The 6,392-nt window shown below is 68.9% G+C and carries 7 protein-coding genes; 4 read left to right on the top strand and 3 right to left on the bottom strand.

Going from position 1 to position 6,392, the window contains the following annotated elements; all coding sequences use genetic code 11:
• Positions 1 to 671, bottom strand: a 671-nt coding sequence (locus GBZ26_RS25645; protein ID WP_345772072.1) for a hypothetical protein, incomplete at its 3' end; no start/stop codon positions are given.
• A gap of 391 nt (positions 672 to 1,062) precedes the next feature.
• Between GBZ26_RS25645 and GBZ26_RS25640 the strand changes: the two genes are divergently transcribed.
• Positions 1,063 to 2,427 (top strand): serine hydrolase, encoded by a 1,365-nt coding sequence (locus GBZ26_RS25640; protein WP_174441261.1) that lies wholly within the window; start codon positions 1,063 to 1,065, stop codon positions 2,425 to 2,427.
• A 78-nt stretch (positions 2,428 to 2,505) separates the two neighbouring features.
• On the opposite strand, the gene GBZ26_RS25635 is transcribed toward GBZ26_RS25640, so the two are convergent.
• Both GBZ26_RS25635 and GBZ26_RS25630 read right to left on the bottom strand, forming a co-directional pair.
• Positions 2,506 to 3,342 carry an ABC transporter substrate-binding protein gene (locus tag GBZ26_RS25635; protein WP_174441260.1) on the bottom strand — a complete coding sequence of 279 codons (837 nt, stop codon included), beginning with the start codon at positions 3,340 to 3,342 and terminating at the stop codon, positions 2,506 to 2,508.
• Between the two features lie 112 nt (positions 3,343 to 3,454).
• Positions 3,455 to 4,150, bottom strand: a complete 696-nt coding sequence (locus GBZ26_RS25630) for an ABC transporter permease (RefSeq protein WP_174441259.1) — start codon at positions 4,148 to 4,150, stop codon at positions 3,455 to 3,457.
• A gap of 119 nt (positions 4,151 to 4,269) precedes the next feature.
• On the opposite strand from GBZ26_RS25630, the gene fdhD reads away from it, so the two are divergent.
• The 3 genes from fdhD to GBZ26_RS25615 are packed head-to-tail and all read left to right on the top strand — an operon-like array spanning position 4,270 to position 6,258.
• A complete protein-coding gene (gene fdhD, locus GBZ26_RS25625) occupies positions 4,270 to 5,151 on the top strand; it encodes a formate dehydrogenase accessory sulfurtransferase FdhD (protein WP_174441263.1) in 882 nt (293 codons plus the stop codon).
• Entirely contained in the window at positions 5,141 to 5,767 is a 627-nt protein-coding gene (gene mobA, locus GBZ26_RS25620) for a molybdenum cofactor guanylyltransferase MobA (RefSeq protein WP_174441258.1), read from the top strand. The genes fdhD and mobA overlap by 11 nt, the downstream gene beginning before the upstream one ends.
• Entirely contained in the window at positions 5,764 to 6,258 is a 495-nt protein-coding gene (locus GBZ26_RS25615) for a DUF3305 domain-containing protein (RefSeq protein WP_174441257.1), read from the top strand. Before mobA ends, GBZ26_RS25615 begins: the two co-directional genes overlap by 4 nt.
• The last annotated feature ends 134 nt before the right edge of the window (positions 6,259 to 6,392 follow it).

Genomic DNA, 6,392 nt, shown 5'->3' with positions numbered 1-6,392 from the left:
CTAAGACCCCGCCCCTGCCGCTCCTTTCCAGCGACCAGCCAGGACCCGAAGGCCGCGGTCGGGCCGGCCAGCCCGTCGCGGCCCACCTGCACCTCGAACACCACGCCGGCGCTGTCCACCTGTCCGCCGGTCGGCAGGGTGCGCGGCGCGTCCTGCGGGCGCGGCAGGGTGGGGTAGGGCACGCCGGTCCCCTGGCCGCCGCCGTCCAGCTCCTTCAACGGCCCGTCGAAACGGATGTCGGAGAAGCGGTCGGAGGGGTAGGGGTAGGCGTTGAAGAACCAGCTTCCCCGCCGGCAGCCGTTGATCAGCCAGTAGACGCCGTTGGACGGCAGGCGCACCCCGCTCGGCGCCGGCTCGAAGGCGCCGCTCTCGTAAAGGCGCAGGACGAACAGGGCGAACTGGCGCGGCGAGAGCTGGGCCTTGGCCACGGGACCTCGGGCGACCGCCGCCGGGTTGTCCAGGTCGATGCGGGCGAGGTCGGTGGCCTCCAGCACGCGCGCCTCGACCAGCGCGCCGCCGGTGCCGCGGTCGCCGACGATGTCGTAGGTCCGCACATGCTTCTGGTAGTCGGCGTTGAAGACCAGCCGGTAGCGGTCGGTCTCCCCCTTGGTGCAGGAGGCGCGCAGGTCGTCGCCGTTGAGGTAGCTGACCCAGGTGAGCTTGCGCGCCACCGGGTTGTCGGTGGGCCCGACCGAAGCGCAACCGGCAAGGAGACCCGCCGCGACCAGCCCCGCGGCCCGTCCTCGTCGTCCGTCCCGAAGGGCAGCGCGCGGAGTCGTCGGGCGTCGCTTGGGCGGGCGTGTCATGAGGTGCCTCGCGTCCGGTATGGATGGGGTGGGATGGTCCTGCCCTTCCGGGAAGATGGATCGACGGTCGCGCTCCTTCAACGCGGTTCGCCCCGGACGGGTCCCCGCCTCATCCAATTTCGTCGTGGTGGCCAATTTCGTCACGGCGGCGCCGAAGAAATCGAGGCGATAAATTAACGAATTGTCGCTAGACACTGATTTCCATGGAATTTACCATTGCGCCAAACAGCAAGTATTAGCCTTTGGCGGGGGCATCATGAACGTAACGGGCCAGACCGTTCGAAGCCTGCTTTTCGCGTTCGCTTGGAGCGGGCGCGAAACGGAGGGGGAACAGGCCACAGAACGTTTGGCGAATCGACGTTCGACTCTGGGAAGTGCCTTCAGCATTACCCCTTTCGTTCGAGGACTTTGCGGCACGCTGGCGGTCCTGGCGGTGACCGTTCTGGCGCCGTTGCCGGCGCTGGCCGCGAAATACGCGGCGATCGTCGTCGACGCGCGCACGGGTGAGGTGCTTCACGAGGAGAACGCCGACACCCTCACCTATCCCGCGTCGCTGACCAAGATGATGACGCTCTACCTGACCTTCGACGCGTTGGATTCCGGGCGGCTGCGGCTGGATCAGGCGCTGCCGGTGTCCGCCTGGGCGGAGGCGCAGTCGCCGACCAAGCTGGGGCTGCGCGCCGGCAAGACGCTGCGGGTGGAGCAGGCGATCCTCGGGCTGGTGACCAAATCCGCCAACGACGCCTCGGTCGTGCTGGCGGAGGCGCTGGGCGGCAGCGAGGCGAAATTCGCCGAGATGATGACCCGCAAGGCCCGCGAGCTGGGGATGCGCAACACCGTGTTCCGCAACTCCAACGGCCTGCCGAACATGGAGCAGCTCACCACGGCGCGCGACTTCTCCATCCTGTCGCGGGCGATGCTGTCCGACCACTCCCGCTACTACCCTTATTTCAGCCGCCGCGCCTTCGTCTATGGCGGACGCAGCCTGAACAACCACAACCGTCTGATGTCGCGCTACGAGGGCATGGACGGCATCAAGACCGGCTACACGGTGGCCAGCGGCTTCAACCTCGCGGCGTCGGCGGTGCGCGACGGGCGTCGGCTGGTCGCCGTGGTGCTCGGCGGCAAGTCCGCGGCCTCGCGCGACGCCCGCATGGAGGCGATTCTCGACAAGGCGTTCGACAAGCCGAGTCGCGGTTCGGAGGCGCCGGTCGTCGCCCGCGCCGGCGGCGAGGACGCGCCGCGCGTCACCGCCAAGGGCAAGCCGCCGGCCAAACCGGAGACCATCGCGCAGCTCGCCTCCACCGTTTCCACCCCGGCCGCGGTCCGCCCGCCGGTCCGTGCCCGCGACGAGGACGCGGATGGGTCGAAATGGGGCGTGCAGGTCGGCGCCTTCTCCACGCGCGAGGCCAGCAAGCGGGCGCTGACCCAGGCGACCAAGCAGGCGCCCTTCCTGCTGCGCGCCGCCAAGCCGGCGGTGACCCCGGTGAAGGCCAACGGCTCCACCGTCTACCGCGCCCGCATGGTCGGGCTGGACGAGGGGACCGCCCGCAAGGTCTGTTCGGAGCTGACCCGCAGCGGCCACCGCTGCGTCCCGGTGTCGCCGAACGAGAAGCTGTAACCCCGCTTTTTTCCGTCCTATAAAAAAGGCGCAGCCGCGGGGCTGCGCCTTTTTTCGTGCCCGCGGAGCGGGGGACGGTCAGACGCCCGGCTCGTTGGCGTTCGGGAAGAACAGCGAGTTGCCGTTGATCGTGTAGTCCGCGATGGCCTGCTGGCCCTCTGCGGAGACCAGCCAGTCGACGAAGGCTTGCCCGTCGGCGGCCTTGACGTGGCTGAACTTGGCCGGGTTGACCAGCATCACGCCGTACTGGTTGAACAGGCGCTTGTCGCCCTCGACCAGCACGTCGAGGTCGCCGCGGTTCTTGAAGCTGAGCCAGGTGGCGCGGTCGGTCATGGCGTAGCCGTTCAGCGCGGCGGCGGTGTTCAGCGTGGCGCCCATGCCCTGGCCGATGGCGCGGTACCAGCCGTCGCCCGCCGCCGGATCGACGCCGGCGGTCTTCCACAGCGCCTGCTCGGCCTTGTGCGTGCCGCTGTCGTCGCCGCGCGACACGAAGGGGGCCTTGGCGGCGGCGATGCCCTTCAGCGCGGCGGACACGTCCTTGCTGCCGCCGACCTTGGCCGGGTCGGCCTTCGGCCCGACGATGACGAAGTCGTTGTACATGACCGGCTTGCGCTCGGTGCTGAAGCCCTCGGCGACGAACTTGTCCTCCGACGCCTTGTGGTGGACGAACAGCACGTCGGCGTCGCCGCGCTTGGCGATGTCGATGGCCTGGCCGGTGCCCTTGGCGACCACGCGCACCTCGATCCCGGTCTTCCCGGTGAATTTCGGCAGGATCGACTTGAACAGGCCCGAATCCTCGGTCGAGGTGGTGGAGGCCACGGTGATGAAGCGGTCGGCGGCGGTGGACGGCTGGACGGAGCCGAGCAGCAGAGCCGCCACGGCGGCGCATCCCAGCACGAAAGAACGGCGCAGCATCGGACTATCCCTCTCCAGTTTCTTGCCCGCCTTGGTTGCGGGCTGTGACGGCGACTATGGGAAAGTTCGAACGGCTTTGCAAATTTTCCAAAATCGGCGTGCGGACGGCGGCTCAGGCCCGCCGCGTCTCCCGCAGCATGGCGGCGGCGAGGTTCACCGACAGCGACAGGGTCATCAGGATGACGCCGAGGCCGAGCGCCAACGGCAGGTCGCCCTTGCTGGTCTCCAGCGCGATGGAGGTCGTCATGACGCGGGTCACCCGGTCGATGTTGCCGCCGACGATCATCACCGCCCCGACCTCCGCCGAGGCCCGCCCGAAGCCGGCCAGCACGATGGTCAGCAGGCTCCAGCGCGCCTCCGACAGGAGAATGAACAGGGTGGTCAGCGGCCCGGTCCCCATCACCCGCAGCAGGTCGCCATACTCCGTCAGCAGATCCTCGACGATCTGGCGGGTCAGGGCGGCGACGATGGGCACGATCAGCACGGTCTGGGCCACGATCATCGCGGTCGGGGTGAACAGCAGCCCCAGCACGCCCAGCGGGCCGGAGCGCGACAGGATCAGATAGACGATCAGCCCCACCACCACCGGCGGCAGCCCCATCGCCGTGTTCAGGAACAGGGTCACCGCGCGCCGCCCCGGAAAGCGGAAGGCGGCCACGGCGGCGCCCAGCGGCAGGCCGATCAGGGCCGACAGCAGGACGGCGGTCAGGCTGACGCGCAGTGACAGGCCGACGATCCCCACCAGACCAGGGTCGAAATCGGCGATCAGGTGGAAGGCGGTGACGAAGGCCAGACCGAACTCATGCATAAAAGTACTCGTGCATACCAGGCGCTCGCGCGTCAAATCGGGGCCGCATCGCTTCCGTCTTGCGGGAGCCGATCATCCGCCGCTTGCCCCGGCGCGCAATCTTCCCCACTCTTCCGGTCATGGACCTCTCGGAATTCACCATAAGGCCGGACCCGGCGAATCCCAAGCTGACGGAGCGCGTTTCCGGGCTGGATCAGGACGGGCGCCCGGTGGAGGCGTCGGTCACCGTGGAACGGCCGCTGACGCTGTACCTGAACGGGCAGGAGATCGTCACCATGATGACGATCGCCGACTACCCTGATTATCTGGCGGTGGGCTATCTGCTCAACCAGAACATGCTGAAGCGCGACGACCGGATCACCGGCATCGACTATGACGAGGAGATCGACACCGTCGTCGTCCGCACCGAGCGCGCCACGAATTACGAGCAGAAGCTCAAGAAGAAGACGCTGACCTCCGGTTGCGCCCAGGGCACCGCCTTCGGCGACGTGATGGAGACCTTCGAGTCGGTGCGCCTGAACCCCGACGCGCGGCTGAAGACCTCCTGGATCTACGCCCTGTCGAAGAAGATCAACCTGACCCCCAGCCTCTATCTGGAGGCCGGCGCCATTCACGGCTGCGTGCTCTGCCAGGACGACCGCCCGCTGGTCTACATGGAGGACGTCGGGCGGCACAACGCGGTGGACAAGGTGGCGGGCTACATGCACCTGCACGGCGTGCCGGCGCATGACAAGATCTTCTACACGACCGGGCGCCTGACTTCCGAGATGGTCATCAAGACGGTGCAGATGGGCATCCCGATCCTGATCTCCCGCTCCGGCTTCACCGCCTGGGGGGTGGAACTGGGGCGGCAGGCCAACCTGACCATGGTCGGGCGGGCCAAGGGCAAGCGCTTCCTCGCCCTGGCCGGCACCGACCGGCTGGACTTCGACGCCGACCCGGCATCGGTCGGCGACGAGGGCGGGCGCCACCAGCGCAAGGGGAGCCGCGATGACGAGTGAGGGCATCGCCGGCGTGCTGCTGGCCGGCGGCCTGTCGCGGCGCATGGGCGGCGGCGACAAGAGCCTGCGCACGCTCGGCGGGCGAAGCATCCTGGAGCGCATCGTCGCCACCGTGCGCCCGCAGGTCGGGCCGCTGGTGCTCAACGCCAACGGCGACCCGGCGCGCTTCGCCGCCTTCGGCCTGCCGGTGGCGGCGGACGTGGTGGAGGGCTTCGCCGGACCGCTCGCCGGGGTGCTGACCGGGATGGAGTGGGCGCGGGCCAACGCGCCGGACTGCCGCTGGCTGGCCAGCTTCGCCACCGACGCGCCCTTCATCCCCGGCGATCTGGTCGCGCGTCTGGTCGCGGCGGTGGAGCGTGAGGGCGCCGACCTCGCCTGCGCCCGCTCCGACGGGCAGGAGCATCCGGTCTTCGGGCTGTGGCGGGTGGACCTCGCCGACGACCTCCGCCGCGCGATGGTGGAGGAGGACATGCGCAAGGTGGACGCCTGGACCGCCCGGTACCGTCTGGCGGTTGCCGACTTCGCCACCGATCCGGTAGACCCCTTCTTCAACACCAACCGCCCCGACGATCTGGCGGAGGCGGAACGGCTGATGGCGGCGGGACTGGTCCGATGAGCGAGACCCTGAACAAGACCGAGACGATGGCCCTGGGCATCGTGCTGGAACGCCGCAAGGGCACCAGCGCCTGGGCGGAGTGGGCGTGGCGTCCGGTCTCGGTGATCCCCGGTGCCCCACCGGTCGACGGTCCCTGGCGGTTGCTGCGCGAGGGGGAGGGCTGGGCGCATTTCCACGCCGCGACCCTGCCGCTGGAGCTGTTCCGCAGCGACACCGAAGGCTACAAGCTGAACCTGTCGCAGGAACCGCCGCGCCTCTGGGTCGTGCTGCGCCCGGACGAGACTGGGGAGCCGGGGGGCGTCGTGCCCTTCGTCGTCACCGCCTCCGCCCACGAATGCGAAGCCTATCAGGTGAGCGGCGTGGAGATGGTGGAGACGGTGGCGATGCCGCCGGAGGTCACGGCTCTGGTCCGCGACTTCACCGAGCAGCACCATGTGGATGTCCCCTTCGTGAAGCGCGAGCGCAAGCGGCACTTCCCGAAGCAGGGGTGATGAATTCTTGATGGGGCTCCGGCGCCGCGTCGACGGGGCGCTCACACCACCCCTGCCCACCGTGCGCGACCCGGGGCAGGGTCGCCTGTGTACCTCAGCACGAGCCGATAGAGACACACTGTGCGAGGCTCTGC

This window comes from Azospirillum formosense, assembly GCF_013340925.1.
GTDB lineage: Bacteria > Pseudomonadota > Alphaproteobacteria > Azospirillales > Azospirillaceae > Azospirillum > Azospirillum formosense.
The sequence above is the reverse complement of the archived record's forward strand: the minus strand, read 5'-3'. Positions and strand labels throughout refer to the sequence as shown.

Bases quoted from the DNA above. Each gene is read 5' to 3' on its own strand.
- GBZ26_RS25640 (WP_174441261.1), top strand. From the start codon at position 1,063: ATGAACGTAACGGGCCAGACCGTTCGAAGCCTGCTTTTCGCGTTCGCT.
- GBZ26_RS25635 (WP_174441260.1), bottom strand. From the start codon at position 3,342: ATGCTGCGCCGTTCTTTCGTGCTGGGATGCGCCGCCGTGGCGGCTCTG.
- GBZ26_RS25630 (WP_174441259.1), bottom strand. From the start codon at position 4,150: ATGCATGAGTTCGGTCTGGCCTTCGTCACCGCCTTCCACCTGATCGCC.
- fdhD (WP_174441263.1), top strand. From the start codon at position 4,270: ATGGACCTCTCGGAATTCACCATAAGGCCGGACCCGGCGAATCCCAAG.
- mobA (WP_174441258.1), top strand. From the start codon at position 5,141: ATGACGAGTGAGGGCATCGCCGGCGTGCTGCTGGCCGGCGGCCTGTCG.
- GBZ26_RS25615 (WP_174441257.1), top strand. From the start codon at position 5,764: ATGAGCGAGACCCTGAACAAGACCGAGACGATGGCCCTGGGCATCGTG.